The sequence below is a fragment of the Corynebacterium haematomassiliense genome (assembly GCF_013978595.1).
In the GTDB taxonomy this organism is placed as follows: domain Bacteria; phylum Actinomycetota; class Actinomycetes; order Mycobacteriales; family Mycobacteriaceae; genus Corynebacterium; species Corynebacterium lehmanniae.
Genome location: NZ_JACDTZ010000002.1, coordinates 1 through 19,834, shown reverse-complemented (window position 1 = coordinate 19,834; position 19,834 = coordinate 1). Strand labels below are relative to the sequence as shown.

The window sequence follows — 19,834 nt, the reverse complement described above, 5'->3', positions numbered from 1 at the left end:
TTTAGAGTCTAAAGGCATGTTTTCACCCCGCTCCGCTTCCGCCCTCGCCGCCAGCCTCGCCGCCGCCTGCGTCGCCCTCGCCTCCCCCGCCGCGCCCACCGCCGCCGCGGCAGCCCCCGCGCTCGCCGCTCCCGGCGCGCCGATCGCCATGCTCGACGAAGGCTCCGATTCCTTCGTCCACACCGCGCGGTGCAGCCAGGGCCCGGTTGGTACCGTGCGCACCCCGGACGGTGAGACGAAGCAGGTGATGGTCACTGCGGCGCACTGCATGGAGTCCAAGAGCAAGACTGTCCGCCCGGTCGTGTTCGCGCCGCTGCGCGAAGGCGGGAAGGTGGCCTACCCGCGGGTGGGGGACGTCGATAGGCAACGCACCCCGTTTGAGCTGGGCAACGGCGAGTTGATGGACTTCTACCGCATCATCGACGAGCCCGATTGGGTCACGGTGCGTCTCGCTCCCGGCGTGGAGGCGTCAGGCGCGTCGTCGTCGGTGGATCAGAAGGGCCGCGGCCCGTCCGCGCCGGCGACGATCACGGGGGTGAAGGACTACCGCAACCTGCGCGGCGACGAGCTGATCAGCTTCGACAACGCCGGCCAACCCATTTGCAAGGACGGGATGCGCACCGGCCGCTCGTGCGGCGTGCAGATGTTCCGCACCCAGAACTTCGTGTGGCACTTCGGCGTGGGTTACGAGTCGGGCGATTCCGGCGGCATCAACTACGACCCGCGCACCGGCGAGGCTGTGGGGCTGAGCATCATCGGCTTCGGCCCGTTCGGCAACTCGCAGCAGGTGGATCGCGCACTTGAGGACGCCTACGGCATCCCCGACGGCCAGGTCAACGAGGCGTTCACCCCGGCGGCCCCTGCCCCGCGCGCCGACTTCGCGCCGCTGTACGAGGAGGTCGCGAATTTCTCGCCCAACAATGCACCGCAGCTTGTCGACGGCCCCCAGCCACGCGAGCTGCTCGACCGCGCCGTCATGGGCGCGCAGGCGGACGCGGCGCGGTTCAGCGCGGAAGCCGCGCAGCTGCCGCAGGCTGAGGATCCAGTCGCGGCGGCGCAAGACCTCGCCGGCCGCGCGAACGCGGCGGCGCAGCAGCACGCGGGCGATGTGCGCGGCGCCGTCGACGCGTTCCTGCGCTAGATCACACCGCTGACCACCTGAAACGCGGGCGCGGCGGATTTACACTGGAGGTATGAAAACCCCTGCGTCTCTCGCCGCCGCAGCGCTGTTGTTGTCCCTGGCGGCGCCGCTAACCACATTCACGGCACAGGCCGCGGAGCCTGCGCTCGCCGCCCCTGGCGCCCCCTTCCGCGTCCCCGCCGTCAACCCGCCCGCGCAGGCGGCCACGCCGTGGGGTGAGCGGCTCAACGTGCCCCCGGAGCTCTACACCGTCACCTGCTCTCAGGGCCCGTCCGGCACCGTCGCCACCCCGACGGGCCCGCAGCGTGTGATGCTCACCGCCTCGCATTGCGTGAACCGGATCCCGGGCATGCCTGAGCCGTCATCGACAATCAACGTGCCAATCGGCGACGGCTACACCCGCATCGGCACCCGCGGCCCGAATAGCGGGCCCACCACTGAGACCCACTCGCTCGCCGATCTGCCCGCAGCGCTCACGGAACCCGACTGGGCGTTCGTGCGTATCGACGACTCCGCCACCGCCACGGACCTCTCCCACTCCCGCGACGCCGCCGGCGGTTCTGCGGGTGCCCCTGTGCAGCTCACCGGCATCCGCGACTACCGCACGCTTCGCCCCGGCGAGTACTCGGTGGACAACTTCGGCCAACCGATCTGCAAAGACGGCGCCACCACCGGACGGTCCTGCGGAAGGCAGATCGCCCGCGGCCGCGACACCGTCTACAGCGTCGGCGTCGCGGCGGAAATGGGCGATTCGGGCGGGGTGAACTTCGACCCGCGTGACGGCGCCGTCATCGGCACCTCCCATGGCGTGATCGGGCCGCTGTTCGTCTCCCAGGCCGCGGACCGCGCGCTCGAGGACGCCTACGGCATCCCCGACGGCCAGGTCAACCAGGCGTTCCAGATCGCAGGCACCGCCCCGCGCGCGGAGTTCACCACCAGTGGCGCGGAACGCGAACGCATCGACCGGGCCACGCGCGAGCTCAACCCCGGGTACGTCCCGCCGAACCCGAAGACGGAGCTGCGCCGCGCCGTAAACGAGGCGGGCCAAGCCGCCCACGAAACCGCGCGCCGGGCGCTGCGTGGCGGGGTGGACGCTGGTGAGGTTCAGCGGCTCGTCGAAAAGCATGGCAACGATATCGCCCTATGGGCCGGGTTTGCACGTTAAGGTAATTCTCATGCGATTCAGCCTTCGAACACCAGCAACAGCACTTGCAGCAGCCAGCATGCTCGCACTTCAGGCCCTCCCCGCGCCGGCGGAAGCCGCGCCCGCGCTCGTCGCACCCGGCGCGCCGATGCGAGGGTTCCCCCAGGACCCGCCGAAAACAATCGACCTGCCCAACGGCCAGAAACTGACCATGCCGCGCGACGGCTGGGCCGGCACCTGCTCCCAAGGCCCCAACGGCACCCTGCACCTGCCTGGCGAGGAACCGCAGCGTGTGATGCTCACTGTCTCCCATTGCGTGAACACCATGCCCGGCTTCCCGGAGGTGAAAAACGAGTTCTACGCCCCCGTGGGCACCGAGTACAAGCGCTTCGGCGAGCGCGTGGCGTCCAACCACGTCACCCCGGAAGCCATGAACCTGAGCGACCCGATGCAGTCCATCCGCACTGCCGACTGGGGCGTGGTGCGCATCGACGACGGCGTGACCGAAACCGGCCTGTCCCACTCCCGCGACTTCAACGGCGGCGTGCAGGGCGAACCGGTGAAGATCACGCATGTGCGCGACTTCCGCACGCTTGCTCCGGGTGAGGTCTCGGTCGACAACTTCGGCCAGCCCATCTGCAAGGACGGCGCCACCACGGGCCGCACCTGCGCCAAGCAGATCGGCCGCACAAGAAACGGCATCTACAGCTGGGGGCTGAACTACGTGCAGGGCGACTCCGGCGGCGTGAACTTCGACCCCCGCGACGGCGCCGCCATCGGCGTGTCCTCCATGACGCTCGGGCCGCTCGGCAAGGCGCAGCCGGTGGACCGCATAATCGAGGACGCCTACGGCATCCCCGACGGCCACGTCAACGAAGTGTTCACCCCCACCGACTCCACCGCGCCGCGCGAGAACTTCACCACCTCCGGCGATGAGGAAGAACGCGTCGCGGCCGAAATCAAGCGCCTTAACCCCGACTTCAAGCAGCCGGTGCCTCGCGACGAGCTCCGCAAGGCCGTCGACAACGCCCAGCAGGAAGCCGCCGGCCTGGCGCAGAAGGCCTCGCAGGGCCAGTTCGACCCGGCGGAGATCAACCGCGCCATCGGATACCACTCCGACCGCATCGGCTACTGGGGCGGGGCATCCCTCGGCGAGGAGATCGGCAAGCGCCTCTAGCTACATCCCGCCGGCGTCTCGGGTGGCCTCGCCCGGGACGTAGCCGGACAGGGTGTCGGTGTAGACCTCTATCAGTTTGTCCGCCGAGGCGGCCCAGCTGAACGCTTTTGCGTGGCTGACGGCCTGTTCGCCCATGTGGATGCGCGTGGGATCGTCGATAAGCAATTGCTCCAGTGCTTGCGCCCACGCCTCCGTGCCGTGGCCGTTGACGAGCAGGCCCGTCTGACCGTCCGCGACCGCGAGCGGGAGGCCCCCGACGCGCGCCGCGACGACAGGAGTGCCCGCGGCCTGCGCCTCCACCGCCACGAGCCCGAAACTTTCGTTGTAGCTGGGCACGGCGACGATGTCCGCGGCCTGGTAGATGCTCACCAGCTCCTCCGGCGGCCGCGGCCCGAGGAAACGGGTGCAGCCGCCAATGCCTTCCGACACCGCAAGCTCGCGGTAGCGCTCCACCGACGAGCCCGCGCCGCTCGCGCCGCCGCAAATGATCACGCGCAACGGGCCGTCGACCCGGCCGCGGCGCACCACCTCGCCCATCGCCTGGATCAGCACCTGCGGGCCCTTGAAATCCTGCAGACGGCCCACAAACGCCACCACCTTCGCGTGCAGCGGAATGCCCAGGTGGCGGCGCGCAAGCTCCGTGTTGCGGTTCGTGCCGGGGGTGAACAGCTCCGTGTCCGCACCCGGGCTGACCACGGAAATTTTCGCCGGGTCCACGTCGTAGAAGCGGGCGAGCTCGCTCGTCTCGTCCTCGGTGTTGACCACTAAGACCTCGGCGTTGTCCACCAACTGCTGCTCGCAGATGCGGCGCGCCTCCGACTCGGAAGCGTCCGTGGCGTAGGCGTTTTTCACCGCTGCCCAGGTGTGCCCGGTGTGCACCAGCGGGATGCCGGCCAGATCCGCCAACAGCCACCCCACCTGGCCGGAGAGCCAGTAGTGGGAGTGGATCAGGTCGTAGTTTTCGTCGTTCGTGCGGGCGAACTGCACCACCCCGCCGGAAAAGGCGGCGAGCTGGGTGGGCAAGTCGTCTTTCTCCAGCCCCTCGTAGGGCCCGGCCACCACGTTGATAACCCGGTAGCCGGGCTCCACCTCCACCACCTCGCCCTGGCTGGGGCGGGTCGCGCGGGTAAACACGTCCACCGTGGTGCCCTTGCGGGCCAGCTGGGTGGCGGTGTTGTGGACGTAGACGTTCATGCCGCCGGCATCACCCGTCCCCGGCTGCTCGAGCGGGGAGGTGTGCATGGAAATCATGGCGACGCGCATGCGGGCAAGACTAGCGCACACGGGTTTCACCTAGGTTCCTGACAGATCACGGCGGCCGTTTGCGCCGACCTGGACAGATAGGGCCCGGCTGACAGATTCGGCCGCGAAGTGTCTGGGTCGCGGTTGAGGTGAGCCAGAACCGCGCCCGTCAGAGCGCGGCGTGGCGGTGCCAGGAGCCGAAGTCCGCGGCGACCGTGGCCGCGAGGTGCTGGTAGGCCTTCAACGTCGCTGGGGAGACGCGCTCCAGGTCCACCACGGCGCCTTCGGCGAGGTGGCGGTCGTACGGGATGGTGTGCACCGCGCGGGCACGGGAGGCGAAGTGGTCGGCGACTTTGCCCATGTCGATGGTCGGCTTGCCCGGCGCGGAGGCGGAGATGACCACCACGGCGTTGGCGGCGAGCTGGTCGTAGCCGTGCAAGTTCAGCCAGTCCAGGGTGGCGGAGGCGGACTGGGCCCCGTCGAGCGCCGGCGAGGTCACCAGCACCAGCGCGTTGGCCAGATCGAGCACGCCGGCCATGGCGGAGTGCATCAGGCCTGTGCCGCAGTCGGTGAGGATGACGTTGTAGTGGTGCTGCAGGATGTCGATGGCGCGGCGGTAGTCGTCCTCAGAGAACGCCTCGCTGACGGCCGGGTCGCGCTCGGAGCCGATGACTTCCAGGCGCGAGGATGCCTGGTTGGTGTAGGCGCGCACCTGGGGGTAGCGCTCCGTGCCCGGCGCCTGCAGCAGGTCGCGGATGGTCGCCGGCGGCGCGGTGGCAGCGCGCTGGGCCAGGGTGCCCAGGTCCGGGTTGGCGTCGATGGCGATGACGCGGTCGCCGCGGGTCTGCGCGAACACGCCGCCGAGCGCGACCGTGGTGGTGGTTTTGCCCACGCCGCCTTTCAGGCTCATCACGGCGATGCGGTAGTCGCCGCGCAGGGGTGCCCGGATGGCGTCGAAAAGCTGCTGCTGCTCCAGCTCCCGCCGGGAGCCTCCCGGGTTGATGCGGCCGCGCGTGGCGGAGTGGATGAGTTTGCGCCAGCCCTGCTTGGGCGGCGCCTTCACCGGGTCCACCAGGTTGGACTGGTCCAGCACTGCGGGCGGTGTGAGCTCAAACCCGGCATCGGTGTCGATGGACGGCTCGAAATAGGTAGTCATGGTTTCCCCCAATTCCCCCTCGAATGGTTTCGCGCCACAGCCTAGAGCAAACCCGCCCACCCTGCAGCGCAACAAACTTACCGCAACGTAGGTTACACTTGTCGCCAACTTGTTTTGCCCAACTAACAACAAGGAGGATTTCCGTGGGAGCCTTTGACACCAAAGCCTGGATCGACCACTACGCCGAGTGGACCGACCCCAACCCCGACATCGGGACGGACACCCTGGTCAGCTGGTTCAACCAGGCGGTGGCCATGCAGCCGAAGAGCACCGCCACCTGGTTCATGGGCAAAACGCTTACCTACAGCCAGCTCAACGAGCAGGTCGCCCGCGCCGCCGCAGCACTAACGCAACTCGGCGTGCGCCGCGGAGACCGCGTGGCCGTCGCGCTGCCGAATTGCCCGCAGCACGTCATCGCCGTCACCGCCATCCTGCGCCTCGGTGCGACCGTGGTGGAGCACAACCCGCTCTACACCGCGGCAGAACTGCAGCCGCAATTCGAAGACCACGGGGCGCGGGTAGCGATTGTCTTTGACAGGGTGGCGGAGACGTTTTCGTCGTTAAGCAAAAGCACCCAGCTTGAGACCGTGGTGGCAGTGAACATGCTCGAGGAAACCCCGCTGCACCTGCGCGCGGCGCTCGCGCTGCCCATTCCGCCGGTGACCAAGCTGCGCGCCGAGCTGACCAAACCCGCCCCCGGCGCGATGCCGTGGCGCGAGTTCATGCGCCAGCGCTCCCGCTCCGTGCACTTCCCGCAGATCACTCAGGACGCCACCGCGTTCATCCTTTACACCTCCGGCACCTCGGGCAGGCCCAAGGGCGCGCCGCTGACGCACGGCAACATCATCGCGGTGCTCAAGGCCGGCATGGAGTGGATGGAGGATTGGGGCGCGGTGCGCGAGAAGGTCCTCGGCGTGCTGCCAATGTTCCACATCTACGGCCTCGCGCTGAACTACGCGCTGCCGCTGAGCATCGGCGCGGAAATGGTGCTTGTGCCGGCGCCGAAACCGAAGCTCTACCAGGCCGCGATCACCAAAACGCGCCCCACAGTGCTGCCGGGCGTGCCCACCCTCTACGACAAGATTGTCGAGTGGGCGGTGGAAACCAACGCGGACCTGTCGTCCATCCACACCTCCGTCTCCGGCGCGTCCACCCTGCCCGTGGAAACCATCGAGCGCTGGGAAAACGCCACCGGCGGGCGCCTGATCGAGGGCTACGGGCTGACCGAAACCGCCCCGATCCTGGCCGGCAACCCCCTCGACGGCACGCGGCGGCCCGGCTACATCGGCCTGCCGTTTCCCAACACCGAGATCCGCATCGCCGACCCCGACGACCCGTCGCGCACCATGCCCGACGGCGAACCCGGCGAGCTGCTCGCGCGCGGGCCCCAGGTCTTTTCCGGCTACCTCAACAGCCCCGAAGCCAACGAGCGCGCGTTCCACGACGGCTGGTTCCGCACCGGCGACATGGCGGTGATGGAGCCGGACGGCTGGATCAAACTGGTCGCGCGCATCAAGGAAATGATCATCACCGGCGGCTTCAACGTCTACCCCGACGAGGTCGAAGGCGTGATGCGCAACCACCCGGACATCGAGGACATCGCAGTCGTGGGCCGCCCGCGCCCGGACGGCTCCGAGGATGTCGTCGCCTGCATCACGCTTATCGACGGCTCCGCCCTCGACCCCGACGGCCTCAAGGCCTACGCCCGGCAGCGCTTGACCCGCTACAAGGTCCCGCGCGACTTCTACCACTTTGACCAGCTCAACAGGGACCAGACCGGCAAGATCAGGCGGAGGGAAGTGCGCGACACGCTACTGCAGTTGCTTACGCAACCGTAGGTTACGGGCGGCAAAGCGCGTAGGGTGGTGCGCATGGCTCTCACCCCATCCAACGTCAACGACGTCAAACCCTGGCTGCAGTACTACCCCGAGTGGACCGCGCACTCGCTGGAATACGGCGAGAAAACTCTGGGCGAGCTGTACAAAGACAACCTTGCAAAGAACGTCTCCCGGATCGCCACCCGCTTCTTCGGCCGCACCCAAACCTTCGGCGAGCTCGACCGCGAAGTGCGCCGCGCCGCCGCCGGGCTGAAAGCATTCGGCGTGCGACCCGGCGACCGCGTCGCCATCATGCTGCCCAACTGCCCCCAGCACGTCGCCGCCTTCTTCGCCGTGCAGATGATCGGCGGCGTGGTGGTGGAGCACAACCCCCTCTACACCGCCCACGAGCTGCGCCCCCAGTTCATCGACCACGGCGCCCGCGTCGCCATCGCCTGGGACAAAGCCGCCGACACGCTGGAGAAACTGCGCGCGGACACCGCGCTGGAAACCGTGGTCAGCGTCAACATGACCAAGGCCATGCCGCGCGCCCAGCAGCTCGCCCTGCGCATCCCGCTGCCCAAGATCCTGGAGGCCCGTGGAGCGCTCACCGCCACCAGCAAGAACACCTCCCTGCACACGGTGCCCTGGGAGTCGCTGACCAGCTCCGCCATCGGGGGTCTAGGTGCAGACCTGAAAACGCCCGAGGACGTCACCGCGGATTCGCCCGCCGTGATCCTCTACACCTCCGGCACCACCGGCACCCCAAAGGGCGCGGCGCTGTCGCACCGCAACCTCATCGCCAACCCGCTGCAGGGCCAGGCCTGGGTCAAGGAGCTGCAGGAAGGCAACCAGCGCATGCTGGCCACCCTGCCGTTCTTCCACGCCTACGGCCTGACGTTCTCGCTGACGCTGACCATGCTGGTCGGCTCCGAGCTCGTGCTCCTGCCCGCGCCGAAGATGGACCTGATCATGAAGGCCATCCGCATCACCCCGCCCACCTTCGTCCCGGGCGTGCCCACCGTCTTTGAGCGCATCGTGAAAACGGCGAAGAAGAAAAACGCCGACCTTTCCGACATCAAGATCGGCTTCTCCGGCGCATCCTCGCTGCCCGCCGACGTCATCGAGGAATGGGAGCGCGCCACCGGCGGCCACCTCGTCGAGGGCTACGGGCTCACCGAAACCTCCCCCATCATCGTGGGCAACCCCGAATCCGGCGACCGCCGCCCCGGCTACATCGGCATCCCCTTCCCCGACACGCAGATCCGCATCGTCAACCCCGACAACCCGGACGAGGACATGCCGTTCGGCGAGGCCGGCGAAATCCTGGCCAAGGGCCCCCAGGTCTTCTCCGGCTACTTCAACAACCCGGAGGCCACCGAAAAGGTCTTCCACGACGGCTGGTTCCGCACCGGCGACATGGGGATCATGGAGGAAGACGGCTTTATCAAGCTGGTCTCCCGCATCAAGGAGCTCATCATCACCGGCGGCTTCAACGTCTACCCGGCCGAGGTCGAGGAAGTCATCCGCACCCACCCGGACGTCGCTGATGTCGCGGTCGTGGGCCGCCCGCGCGCCGACGGTTCCGAGGATGTCGTCGCATGCATCGTGCTTAACGACGGCTCCGCCCTCGACCCCGACGGCCTCAAAGACTTCGCCCGCGAGCGCCTCACCCGCTACAAGGTCCCGCGCACGTTCTACCACTTCGACGAGCTGGCGAAGGACCAGATGGGCAAGATCCGCCGCCGCGAGGTGCGCGACGACCTGCTGTCCAAGCTCGCCGAGCGCTAGCGCTTCAGCGGCGCGGCCGCGGCGGAGGCGGGGCTGGAGCACGGAGCGGGCTGGGCCCGACGCCTAGAGGCCGACCCAGACGGGCTCGGGGTGCAGCTCCACCCCGAAGGCGTCGCGGACCTGGGCCTGCACGCGGCGGGCGAGCTCGACGATGTCGGCGGCGCTGGCGTTGCCGCGGTTGGTCAGGGCGAGGGTGTGCTTGGTGGACAGGCGCGCCGGGGCATCCTCGCCGGGGAAGCCGCGGTGGCAGCCGGCGCGCTCGATGAGCCAGGCCGCCGACAGCTTCTCCTTGCCGTCGCCGGCGACGAAGCGCGGCATCGCCTCCTCCCCGACTTGGGCGGCGATGTCGTCGGCAAGCGCGGACGGCACCACGGGGTTGGTAAAAAACGAGCCGGCGGACCACGTGTCGTGGTCTTCCGCGTCCAGCACCATGCCCTTTGCCCGGCGCGTCTCCAGCACGGACTCGCGGGCCTCGGCCAGCGGCACGCGCGCCCCGCCCAGGTGGCGCAAGGGGATGGACTCGTCGGTGCGCTCGAGCTGCAGCTCGATCTCCAGCACCACGGCCCGCGAGGTGAACTTCAGGTTGGAGTACCGGTACGCCAGCTTCAACGAGGACGCAGGCACCCACTCGTCCACGCCCGTCTCGCGGTTCCACAGCCGTACGCGGGTGAGCACGTCGGCGATCTCCGCGCCGTAGGCTCCCACGTTCTGCACCGGGGTCGCCCCGGCGGAGCCAGGGATGCCGGACAGGGCCTCGATGCCGCCGAGTCCGTGCTCCACCGCGTAGGCGACAACTGCGTCCCATTCGGTGCCGGCTTGGGCGCGCAACCGGAGGTCGTCGATAAGCGAGATGCCCTCGTTGCGCACAAGCACCGCCGCGAGGTCGAGATCACCGTCCGCGACGACCAGGTTGGAGCCGCCGCCGACGACCAGCAGCGGGGTGCCGTCGCGGTCGAGCTTGGCCACGGTTTCGGCGAGCTCGTCGGCACTATGGCACTCGTAGGCCGCGGCCGGGGTACCGCCGACGCGCAGCGTGGTCAGGGAGGCGAATGATGGGGCAATCACGTCCACAACGGTAGTCTGTGAGCCATGACTGCACGTAGTGAGATCACTGTGACCATCAACCAGCCGATCGAGAAGGTCGCGCAGGCCTACAGCACCCGCGAATACTGGGAGTTCATCGCCGAGAAACTTTCCCCGGAGCCGGGCGAGCTCAACGAGTTCGCGGACAACACCGCCACCCTGTTTGAGATCCTGCCCAAGTCCATCCTCCCGGAGGCCGCGCAGGCCATGGTCTCCCAGGACCTGAAGCTCAAGCGCGTGGTTACCGTCGGCGAGCTGGACGGCGACACCGCCAAGCACACCATGACCGGCGACGTGAAGGGCACCCCGGTGGACCTGGGCGCCGAGTACACCGCCACCCGCGACGGCGACAACACCAAGCTGGACTACGAACTCGAGGCGAAGGTGAACATCCCGTTCATGGGTGCCGCGCTGGAGCCGAAGGTGGCCGACGCGCTCGAGGAAATCGTGGAAAACGAGGCGAAGCTGACCGAACAGTGGATTAGCGAGAACCTCTAATTCCCCACTACCACAACCTGCGCGCCACCCCGGGTGCCGCCGGCAAGCCCTACGGGGTGATCACCCGCGGCACCACCGGGGTGAATCGTTTGCGCAGGTCAGACCGCTGGACCCGCTTTAACCCGCGGGTCCAGTCCCTTTTGCGCTCCGCCGCCGCGCCGCTGGCGGTGGACGTGGGCTACGGCGCGTCGCACACCACCACCGTGGAGTGGGCCGGGTGGCTACGCCAAATCCGCCCCGACATCGAGGTCGTGGGGCTGGAGATCAACCCGGAGCGCGTCCTGCCGCCTCGCGACGGCGTCCGCTTCGAACTCGGCGGCTTCGAACTCGCCGGCTACCGCCCCCACCTCGTGCGCGCGTTCAACGTGCTGCGTCAATACGACGTAGACCAGGTCCCGGACGTGTGGCGCACGGTGTGCGCGGGGCTCGCCCCCGGCGGCCTCTTCATCGAGGGCACCTGCGACGAGCTGGGGCGGCGCTGCGCATGGCTGCTTCTCGACGCCTCCGGTCCCCGCACGCTGACCTTGTCCTGGGCCCCCTTCCACACCGTCAAGCCCTCGGACGTGGCGGAGCGGCTGCCCAAGGCGCTGATCCACCGCAACGTGCCGGGCGAGCCGATCCACCAGTTCCTGGTTGATGCGGACGCGGCCTGGGAGCGCGCCAGCGGCTGGGACCCGCACGGCCCGCGCGTGCGGTGGCGCCACGCGCTGGAAGACCTGGCCCGGGACTGGCCGGTGCACCCCCAGCGGCGCCGCCTGGCGGACAACTTTGTCACTGTGGATTGGCTGGCAGTCGCTCCTGCTTCGTAAACTGGCCCGCATGAAAACTGCGTGGAGAGTTGTCCTATCGATCATCGTGGCGGTGCTGCTGCTGTTCATCGTGGCGGAGGCAGGCATCCGGGCGTTCGTCGCCCACCAGGTCACCTCCCAGGCCCCGGAGGGCACGTCCGTGTCCTTCGGCGCCAGCCCCGTGACCATCGGCCTGCTCGGCGGCAAGTTCCCCCACATGACGGTGGACCAGCAGTCCGACCTCCAGATCAACGGCGACCAGATCACCGGCAACCCGGCGTCCGTGGTGGACATGGACAACGTGCGCCTCAACAACGGCGAACCCGTGGCTGAGTCCGTGCGCCTGACCACGGAGCTGCCCAACGACTTCGTGCGCGCCATGCTGAACCAGCAGATCCAGGATCAGATCGGCGACAACTTCCTCGCCAACGTGATCACCGTTTCCGACGTGGTGTCCAACGAGGACGCCGGCACGTTCTCCATCGTGTTCACCTCAGGCGCGGCGGGGATTGAGCTGCAGCCGGAGATGCGGGACGGCCAGCTGACGTTCAAGGCCCGCAGCACCGAGTTGTTCGGCTTCGCCCTGCCTGGCGACGTCGCCGACGCCATCAGCTCCGCCATGTCCCAGGGTGTCGCGCAAGAGGCCACCGGCGGGATGAGCGTGGAAGACTTCACGGTCATCCCCGGTGGCCTCCGGGTCACGGTTTCGGGCGAGAACGTCAACTTCAAGGAGCTGCAGGACATGCAGCAGTCCCAGCAGCTGCCGGGCCAGCCGGAGCAGGCGCTCCAGCAGCCCCAGCAACCCGAGTCGCAGCCGGCGTAACCGCCGCTGCGGCGCGCTTTACCAGCCGTAGTCGCCGTTTACGATGCGCTGGATCTGCGGGCGTACGTCGAAGAAGTAGATGCCGATGGCCACTGCGCCGAACCACGCGATGAACGGGAAGCGCAGCAGGCACGCCAACGCCGCCAGCACCAGGATGCCCACCCAGGCGCCCTTGGACTGACGGTTCGCCGCCTCGAAGGCGTCAGCGCGCGTGGTGGCCGCCATGACAGCCCCGACGATGCCGGCGATGCCCACCACCACCATCAGCACCATCCCGACGCGGGACGGCAGCATCATGATCTGGTGAATTTGGCTGACAGCGGCGGTATCCATGGCGTTTACTTCAGGTCCTCGACGTTGACGGTGGTGTCGTTCTTGGTGTTGTCCACAACTTCGCCGTCGATGATATCGCCGCCGGTCTTCTCGCCAGCGAACTGGTCCTGGACGCGCTGCACCAGGCCCTCGAAGCGGGCGCGCAGGTCGTCCACGGTGCCCTCAATGCCCTCGGCCTGGGTGCTGTCGAGGCGCTCGTTGAACGCGGCGCGCGCATCGTCGATAGTGCTGCGCAGCTTCGCCTTCACGTCGTCGGTGAACTGCAGGTCGCGCTCGCGCAGGCTGTTGAAGAGCTTCTCCGCCTCGTCCGTGAAGTTGGTGGCGGCGCCGCGCACCTCGCCCTCGGTGTTCGCGTTGCTCAGGTTCTGGCGCGCGTCCTCCGTGGCGGTCTTAAAGCGGTCCGACAGCTCGCCGGTGGCCCTCGTCAGCGCCGCACCGATAGCGGAGCCAGCGGACAGCAGCGCGTCGCCGGCCTCGCGGAGGTTGTTGCGCACCTCGTCGCCTGTGTTGTTTTCGGTGTTGTTGTTGAGGTTGGTGTTCTCGGTCATCATTCGCTCCTTCGCTAGTAGAAGATCAGTTGCGAACCAGTGTAAATAGCTAGCCCGGCCAGTGCACCGACGATTGTGCCGTTGAGGCGGATGAACTGCAGGTCTTTGCCCACCATGAGCTCAATTTTCTCCGCCGCTTCCTCGCCGTCCCAGCGCTCGATGGTCTCCGCAATGATGCCCACGATCTGGTCGGCGCCGTTGTCCGCGGCGAAGTGCGTGGCCTTCTCCAGGGCCCGCTCTGCGTCGGCGCGCACCGCAGGGTCGTCGACAAGCTTTCGCCCCCACTCGCGCGCCGAAGCAGCAGCTTTACGACGAAGCCCGCTTCGCCCATCCGACGCTTGCGCCACAATCGACGCCGAGATTTGCTCCCAGATGCTGCCCGCCGCGGACGTGACCGCGCCGGAGCCCATGATGTCGGCCTTGAGCGCCTCCACCCGCGAGATCATCTCGCCGTCGAACTGGAGGTCCTGGGCGAACTGGTTGATCTGGCGGCGGATCGCCCGGCGCGCCTCGTGGTGCGGGTTCGTGTCCACGTCCTCCATGAACGCGACCATCTCGTCGTAGACGCGCTGGCCCACCAGCTCCTTGGCAAAACGCGGGGCCCAGCGCGGCATCCGCTCGTCGATCATGGTGACCACGGTCTCTTCCATGCCGTCGACCTTGCGGCGCCCCCAGGCGACAATGTCGTCCACCACCGGATCCACCTTGCCGTCCGCGATCAGCCCCTCCAGGGTGCGGCCCAACGGCGGGCCCCAGATCGGCTCGGCCAAACGGTCGATGAGCTGGGTGTTGATGAACGCCTCCGCCTCCTTCGGATCGATGCCCTCGACCATGCGGACGGTGAACTTGCCGGCCTCCTCGCTGACACGCTCCGCGTTCTCCGGCTTGGCAAGCCAGCGCCCCACCCGCTCCGGGATGCCGGCAGCCATGACCTTGTCGGTAATCGTGCGGGCGTTGAGGAAGTTCTCGGACACAAAGTCGCTGAGCACCCCGGCGACCTGGTCCTTCTTCCGCGGGATGATCGCGGTGTGCGGGATGGGGATGCCCATCGGGTACGTAAACAGCGCGGTGACGGCGAACCAGTCCGCCAAACCGCCGACCATGCCCGCCTCCGCGGCGGCGCGGACGTAGCCGATCCAGGCCGCGCCGTTGCCCTGGGACTGCGCCCACGAGCACGACAGGAACACCACCGCCATCAGGCCCAGAAGACTGGTCACCGCGATCTTGTGCTTGCGCAGCACGCGGCGGCGCTCGTCCTCGTTTGTGGGGGTGGGCATCATGGAAAGCTGCTCGCTCATGCCCATGATTAAAGCAGGCGTGCCGACACGGGCACGAAAAATGCCCCCTCCGCAGGTGGAGAGGGCATTTTGCGGGAAGCGCTACGCGGCTAGTTCACGCGGCCGGTGCGCTTGCGGTAGGCCTTGTAGTCCTTGCGGCCCACGACGATCAGGATGGCGCCGAGGATGGCGGTGACCACTGCCTCGACGATGCCGAGGATCAGCAGGCGCTGGGCCAGGTCGTGGGTCTGGGAGCCGAAACCGTAGACCATCGCGCCGGCACCCCACACGGCCAGACCGATGCCGAAGAGGGTGGACAGGATCAGGCCCATTGCAACCCAGGTGGAGTTCCGGGTCAGGGAAGAGTGCGGAGCACTCAGCGACACCGGGTCGTAGCCGTCGATGTAGGTGTCATCGATGCGGCCGACGTACTCCGGGTAGGACTCGTTGCGGATATCTGCAACTGCGGTGGAACCCATTGTTCTTGTTTCCTTCTTCAGCTTCGGTGTGACTTCAGCGTGAGCTGCTGCGATGGTTCGAGTATACGACAGGACGCGTGGTCGTCCCTAGTCGTCGCCGCCCTTGAAGGCGGCGCGGGCGCGCTCGGCATTGATTGCGCCGACCGCATCCAGCGGGATACCAGCCGGGCACACGTCGGCGCACTCGCCGTACAGCGAGCAGTGGCCGAAGTTGGTCTCCAGCTCGTCGACCATCTTGCGGGCGCGGCGGGAACGCTCCTGCTTACCCAGCGGCAGCAGCTTCAGGTGCTTCAGCTTCGCGCCGGTGAACAGGTGCGCAGCGCCGTTCGGGCACGCAGCCACGCACGCGCCGCAGCCGATGCAGGCCGCGTAGTCGAGCGCGGTCTCCGCGTCGTGGTGGTTGACCAGCAGGGTGTCAGCGTCCGGTGCAGTGCCGGCGTTGACGGAGACGTAGCCGCCCTGCTCCATCACGCGGTCCAGCGCGGAGCGGTCCACGGCGAGGTCCTTGATCACCGGGAACGCGCCGGAGCGGAACGGCTCGATCTTCAGGGTGTCGCCGTCCTTGTAGTTGAACAGGCGCTGCAGGCAGGCAGTGGTGTTCTGGCCTGCGCCGTGCGGGCGACCGTTGACCAGCAGGCCGCAGGTGCCGCAGATGCCCTCGCGGCAGTCGGAGGCGAAGACGAACGGCTCCTTGCCCTGCTCGACGTAGGTCTCGTTCACGTGGTCGAGCAGCTCCAGGATGGACATCTGCTCCACAGCGTCATCGACCTGAACGGTCTCGAAGCTGCCCTCGGTGTCAGGACCAGCCTGGCGCCAGATTTCAAGTGTCAGTTTCATTACTTGTAGTTCCTTGCCATCAGCGGGATCGAATCAAAGTGCAGGGGTTCTGCGTGGCGGATGAACTGGCCTTCTCCGGCCGGCTCCCAGGCCGACACGAAGCACCAGTTGTCGTCGTCACGCTCTGCCTCGCCGTCATCGGTGAGGTGGTCCATACGGTAGTGCGCACCGCAGGACTCGTCGCGGTCCAGGGCGTCGATGCACATGAGCTCGCCGAGGTTGATGTAGTCGACGAGGCGCAGTGCAGCCTCCAGCGTCTGGTTCATGTCGTTCGGGGAACCCGGGATGGAGATGTTGGTCCAGAAGTCCTCGCGCAGGGCGCGGATCTTGCGGATGCCCTCCTGCAGGCCCTCCACCGTGCGGGACACGCCGCAGTGCTCGTAGAGGATGTCGCCGAGCTGCTCGTGGAAGTGCTCCGGGCCGTGCGGCTCCGGGCCGCGGATGGACATGATGCGCTCGATGCGCTCGGTGACGTCAGCCACCACGTCCTGGGCTTCGCGGGAATCCTCGGCCAGCTTCTCCTCGCCGAGGTGGTCGGCCAGGTAGTTCGGCACCGTGAACGGCAGGGTGAACCAGCCGTCCACAGAAGCGGACAGCAGCGAGTTCGCGCCCAGGCGGTTCGCGCCGTGGTAGGTCCAGGAGCACTCGCCGGCGGCGAACAGGCCGTCGATGGAGGTCATCTCGTTGAAGTCCGTCCACAGGCCGCCCATGGTGAAGTGGACGGTCGGGGCGATGCGCATCGGAGCCTTGTACGGGTCCTCGCCGGTGGAGTCCTCGTACATCTCGAACAGGTTGGAGTAGCGCTCGCGGATGGTGTCCTCGCCGAGGCGCTCGATGGCATCCTTGAAGTCCAGGTACGCGGAGTTGTGCAGCGGGCCCACGCCGAAACCGGCGTTGAGCTGCTGGGAGATCGCGCGCGAAGCCACGTCGCGAGGCACGAGGTTGCCGAAGGCCGGGTAGCGGCGCTCCAGGAAGTAGTCGCGCTCCTCCTCCGGGATGGTGTTCGGGTCGCGGTCGTCACCCTTTTCCTTCGGGGTCCAGATGCGGCCGTCGTTACGCAGGGACTCCGACATCAGCGTCGTCTTCGCCTGCCACTTCGCGTTGACCGGCAGGCCGGTCGGGTGGAACTGCACAAAGCACGGGGACGCGAGGTACGCGCCACGCTCGTACGCGCGCATCATGGCGGAAGAGTTGGAGTTCTTCGCCAGCGTGGTCTTGTGGTACACGTTGCCGTAACCGCCGGTGGCGAGGATGACAGCGTGGCCGGTGAACGGCGCGATCTCACCGTTGATCAGGTTGCGAGTGACAATGCCCTCGCAGTGCTTCTTGCCGTCCTTCTCGGTGATGATCAGGTCCATCAGGTCGTGGTGGGTGAAGATCTCCACGTTGCCCAGGTGGATCTGACGCTGCAGCGAAGACGCGGTGGACAGCTGCAGCTGCTGGCCTGTTTGGCCGCGGGTGTAGTAGGTGCGGGAGACCTGCACGCCGCCGAAGGAGCGGGTGGCCAGGGTGCCGCCGTACTCGCGGGCGAACGGAGCGCCGATGGCGTTCATGTGGTCGATCACGCGGACAGACTCGACGGCCAGGCGCCAGCAGTCGGACTCGCGGCAGCGGTAGTCGCCGCCCTTGACGGTGTCCTTGGTGTGGCGGTAGGCGCCGTCGTTGTCCACCTTCTTGCCGCGGGCGGAGTTCACGCCGCCCTGGGCCGCAATGGAGTGCGCACGGCGCGGGGCGTCGTGGTAGGTAAAGGCCTTGACGTTGTAGCCGAGCTCGCCCAGTGCCGCGGCCGCGGCGCCGCCGGAGAGGCCGGTGCCGACCACCAGGACGGTGAACTTGCGGCGGTTCAGCGGCGAGACCAGGTTCATGTGGTCCTTCTGGTGCTGCCACATGTCCTTCATGCGAACCTCGTCGCGGTTCGGCTCGTTGGACTCGAGGACGTTGCCCGGGGTCACGCCTGCAGCTGCAGACTCGGGCTGGCGGAAGCCGCCGGTGCTCTGCGGGCCCTGTGCCTCAGCGGAGGTCTGCTCCCCGCCGTTGGAACCCTGGGCCCCGGAAAGACCGGAAATAGAGGTAGTCATAGTTGTTCTCCTAAAAAGCCGTTACCTGGAAAAATCCGGGACCCAGCCGAACGCGATGGCGAGCGGCATGACAACGTTGCCTGCGACAACGATGAACGGGAGGATGTACGCGAGGATGACCATCAGGCCCTCGCCGCGCTTGCCCAGCCAACCGAGGTCGGACACCGCAAGGTAGATACCGTGCGTCAGGTGCAGCAGCAGCGCCAGGTTGGCAACCACGTACACCAGCGTGACCCACCAGCGGCCCGGGGCAAAGGTGGCGAGCAGGTTGTTGCGCACCGCACCCTGGACGAACTCGTCGGAGGCGACAGCCTGGCCGAGAGTCAGGTCCAGCAGGTGGAAGATGATGAACAGCAGCAGGATGATGCCGGTCCAGATCATCGACTTCGTGGCGGTGGACTGCCACCCGCCCATCAGGTTGGTGCGCTTGAAGCGGCCGCGGGACGCGTTGGAGCGGGCGCGCAGGGTGAATGCGCCCCACACGTGCAGCACCAGGCAGGCCAGCAGGATGATGCGGAGAATCCACAGGAAGCCCTCGCGTGGGAACAGCGGCTCGCCGATCGTGCGCAGGAACTCGCCGTAGTCGTCGATCGGCGCGGAGCCGTCGGCGTTCAGCGGCATGAAGATCTTCAGGTTGCCCACCATGTGGCCGAGGACGAACAGGCCGAAGATCAGGCCAGTGATCGCCATGGTCAGCTTGACGGCCCACGTGGGGTAGGACGGCCGCTCGCGCAGCGGCTTCTCAGTAATTTTTCCGTGACGAATGGCTTCACGGTCTGCGTTTTGTACAGTCATGGCACCTCCAGTGTCGCTAATACTCTAAGAGATAGCCCCCGCTCATACACACCGGATTGCCAGGTTGCCCGAGACACCCCCTAGCCTCAACCCCCACTTGAGCCCTTCATCCAGCGCACCACATTGAATGTGACCTTCGTCACCGCATTGCCGATCCACCTTAGACCCCACATTCTCCACCCCTTTAAGTGTCAATCATTGGTTGGTTAGTTCACCCTTACTTCCAGCGCGACCCTATGAGCCGAAAATCGGTACCCTGGCTGCCATGGCTATCGACAAGAACACTGAAAACAAAGCAACCCGCCAGATCGACGCTCCCGCAGCCGAGATTTTCGACATCCTCTCCAACCCCGAGCGCCACGCCGAGACGGACAACTCCGGCATGGTCGTCTCCGCGGACCAGGGCGAGCGCCTGAAGAACGTCGGCGACACCTTCACCATGAACATGACCAAGGAGGACGGCGACTACCAGACCGTCAACGAGGTCTTCGCCATCCAGGACGACCGCATCATCGGCTGGAAGAACGTGGAGAACACCACCGCAGAGGTGAAGGTCGGCGCGAAGTGGCTCTACGAGCTCGAGCCGATCGACGCTGACAACACCAGCGTCACCCTCACCTACCAGCGCGATGAGCTGGAGGAGAACCTCCTCGCCATGACCGAGAAGTTCGACGACGACTTCCTGGCCAAGTCCCTCGACTCCCTCGCAGAGGCAGTCGCAGGCGCATAAGCCTTCGCTTCTCGACGTCACCAAAGGCGGCCCGCCGGACCCAGCGCCCGGCCGGCCGCCTTTCGCATGCCCGCGACGCCCCCGCCCCGCCCGAGAC

The 19,834-nt window shown here is 67.3% G+C and carries 19 protein-coding genes; 9 read left to right on the top strand and 10 right to left on the bottom strand.

Annotated features, from left to right (window positions below; translation table 11 throughout):
* Positions 1-16 precede the first annotated feature (16 nt).
* The 3 genes from H0193_RS09375 to H0193_RS09365 are packed head-to-tail and all read left to right on the top strand — an operon-like array spanning position 17 to position 3,462.
* On the top strand, positions 17-1,141 hold the full coding sequence (locus H0193_RS09375; protein ID WP_181889696.1) for a chymotrypsin family serine protease: 1,125 nt from the start codon (positions 17-19) through the stop codon (positions 1,139-1,141).
* Between the two features lie 52 nt (positions 1,142-1,193).
* Entirely contained in the window at positions 1,194-2,306 is a 1,113-nt protein-coding gene (locus tag H0193_RS09370) for a chymotrypsin family serine protease (protein WP_181889695.1), read from the top strand.
* Between the two features lie 58 nt (positions 2,307-2,364).
* A complete protein-coding gene (locus tag H0193_RS09365; RefSeq protein WP_181889694.1) occupies positions 2,365-3,462 on the top strand; it encodes a chymotrypsin family serine protease in 1,098 nt (365 codons plus the stop codon).
* On the opposite strand, the gene mshA is transcribed toward H0193_RS09365, so the two are convergent.
* Both mshA and H0193_RS09355 read right to left on the bottom strand, forming a co-directional pair.
* A complete protein-coding gene (gene mshA / locus H0193_RS09360; protein WP_181889693.1) occupies positions 3,463-4,725 on the bottom strand; it encodes a D-inositol-3-phosphate glycosyltransferase in 1,263 nt (420 codons plus the stop codon).
* A 148-nt stretch (positions 4,726-4,873) separates the two neighbouring features.
* Positions 4,874-5,860, bottom strand: a complete 987-nt coding sequence (locus tag H0193_RS09355) for a MinD/ParA family ATP-binding protein (RefSeq protein WP_181889692.1) — start codon at positions 5,858-5,860, stop codon at positions 4,874-4,876.
* A gap of 143 nt (positions 5,861-6,003) precedes the next feature.
* Between H0193_RS09355 and H0193_RS09350 the strand changes: the two genes are divergently transcribed.
* Both H0193_RS09350 and H0193_RS09345 read left to right on the top strand, forming a co-directional pair.
* Positions 6,004-7,698, top strand: coding sequence for a long-chain-fatty-acid--CoA ligase (locus tag H0193_RS09350; RefSeq protein WP_181889691.1), 1,695 nt, complete (start codon positions 6,004-6,006; stop codon positions 7,696-7,698).
* A gap of 33 nt (positions 7,699-7,731) precedes the next feature.
* On the top strand, positions 7,732-9,468 hold the full coding sequence (locus H0193_RS09345) for a long-chain-fatty-acid--CoA ligase (RefSeq protein WP_181889690.1): 1,737 nt from the start codon (positions 7,732-7,734) through the stop codon (positions 9,466-9,468).
* A gap of 63 nt (positions 9,469-9,531) precedes the next feature.
* Here H0193_RS09345 and H0193_RS09340 read toward each other — a convergent pair whose 3' ends face one another.
* Positions 9,532-10,533: a UDP-N-acetylmuramate dehydrogenase gene (locus tag H0193_RS09340; protein WP_338026644.1), complete on the bottom strand. Its 1,002-nt coding sequence runs from the start codon at positions 10,531-10,533 to the stop codon at positions 9,532-9,534.
* A 24-nt stretch (positions 10,534-10,557) separates the two neighbouring features.
* Here H0193_RS09340 and H0193_RS09335 point away from each other — a divergent pair, with 24 nt between their 5' ends.
* From H0193_RS09335 to H0193_RS09325, 3 genes are read left to right on the top strand one after another with little or no spacing between them, the layout of a single operon-like run.
* On the top strand, positions 10,558-11,049 hold the full coding sequence (locus H0193_RS09335; RefSeq protein ID WP_034997073.1) for a DUF2505 domain-containing protein: 492 nt from the start codon (positions 10,558-10,560) through the stop codon (positions 11,047-11,049).
* Entirely contained in the window at positions 11,049-11,858 is an 810-nt protein-coding gene (locus H0193_RS09330; protein ID WP_181890040.1) for a class I SAM-dependent methyltransferase, read from the top strand. Before H0193_RS09335 ends, H0193_RS09330 begins: the two co-directional genes overlap by 1 nt.
* A gap of 10 nt (positions 11,859-11,868) precedes the next feature.
* Complete coding sequence (locus tag H0193_RS09325) at positions 11,869-12,660, top strand: LmeA family phospholipid-binding protein (protein ID WP_181889689.1); 792 nt, start codon at positions 11,869-11,871, stop codon at positions 12,658-12,660.
* An 18-nt stretch (positions 12,661-12,678) separates the two neighbouring features.
* Here H0193_RS09325 and H0193_RS09320 read toward each other — a convergent pair whose 3' ends face one another.
* The 7 genes from H0193_RS09320 to H0193_RS09290 all read right to left on the bottom strand — a co-directional run bounded on the left by H0193_RS09320 (position 12,679) and on the right by H0193_RS09290 (position 19,007).
* Complete coding sequence (locus H0193_RS09320; RefSeq protein ID WP_181890039.1) at positions 12,679-12,954, bottom strand: DUF2516 family protein; 276 nt, start codon at positions 12,952-12,954, stop codon at positions 12,679-12,681.
* Positions 12,955-12,998: 44 nt separating this feature from the next.
* Positions 12,999-13,541, bottom strand: coding sequence for a CGLAU_01105 family protein (locus H0193_RS09315; RefSeq protein ID WP_181889688.1), 543 nt, complete (start codon positions 13,539-13,541; stop codon positions 12,999-13,001).
* Positions 13,542-13,555: 14 nt separating this feature from the next.
* Complete coding sequence (locus H0193_RS09310; protein WP_181889687.1) at positions 13,556-14,839, bottom strand: DUF445 domain-containing protein; 1,284 nt, start codon at positions 14,837-14,839, stop codon at positions 13,556-13,558.
* An 89-nt stretch (positions 14,840-14,928) separates the two neighbouring features.
* Complete coding sequence (locus H0193_RS09305) at positions 14,929-15,297, bottom strand: hypothetical protein (protein ID WP_181889686.1); 369 nt, start codon at positions 15,295-15,297, stop codon at positions 14,929-14,931.
* A gap of 87 nt (positions 15,298-15,384) precedes the next feature.
* A complete protein-coding gene (locus H0193_RS09300; protein ID WP_181889685.1) occupies positions 15,385-16,134 on the bottom strand; it encodes a succinate dehydrogenase/fumarate reductase iron-sulfur subunit in 750 nt (249 codons plus the stop codon).
* Positions 16,134-18,212, bottom strand: a complete 2,079-nt coding sequence (locus H0193_RS09295; protein WP_181889684.1) for a fumarate reductase/succinate dehydrogenase flavoprotein subunit — start codon at positions 18,210-18,212, stop codon at positions 16,134-16,136. The genes H0193_RS09300 and H0193_RS09295 overlap by 1 nt, the downstream gene beginning before the upstream one ends.
* Positions 18,213-18,233: 21 nt before the next feature.
* Positions 18,234-19,007: a succinate dehydrogenase cytochrome b subunit gene (locus H0193_RS09290; protein ID WP_181889683.1), complete on the bottom strand. Its 774-nt coding sequence runs from the start codon at positions 19,005-19,007 to the stop codon at positions 18,234-18,236.
* Between the two features lie 265 nt (positions 19,008-19,272).
* Here H0193_RS09290 and H0193_RS09285 point away from each other — a divergent pair, with 265 nt between their 5' ends.
* Positions 19,273-19,737: an SRPBCC family protein gene (locus H0193_RS09285; protein ID WP_181889682.1), complete on the top strand. Its 465-nt coding sequence runs from the start codon at positions 19,273-19,275 to the stop codon at positions 19,735-19,737.
* Positions 19,738-19,834 lie beyond the last annotated feature (97 nt).